General features: G+C 32.3%; 1 protein-coding gene. It reads right to left on the reverse strand.

Annotation, left to right across the window (positions count from 1 at the left end; genetic code table 11):
• The coding region (locus ACVYAD_RS25115; protein WP_476428296.1) for an oligosaccharide flippase family protein at positions 1–455 on the reverse strand (455 nt) is incomplete at both ends.

Here is a 455-nt window from a genome sequence, read left to right on the forward strand (position 1 = left end):
TCATATATCGTCCAACCTCTGTCTACAAAAATAACAATAGTAACAATGATAATACCTACTCGTATAACTTGTTCTATAACCTGGGAAATAGCCGGAACTGTCATATTATTTGCAGATTGATAATAACCTCTTAACACGCCAAGCATACCTATAAATATAAATCTTAAACTTGCAGCTTGAATCATTGGTGTTAAATGGCCATCACCCATCATATGTGCAATATTGTTTGCAAACACAAAAATAGCAATAAATATTAATATACCAACTAATTGTATATAAGCGACTGCTTTTGCATATGCTTCGTCACTATGATACTTTCCTATATTTTGTGTAATTGCACTAGGAATGGCATTCATCGATAATATCATTCCTAATGCTACAATTGGATACACTTGTTGATATGCATACAAACCTGTATCGCCTAATATATTTTGATATGGAATTCGATATACAGC

The organism is Lysinibacillus sp. G1-3 (assembly GCF_056322905.1).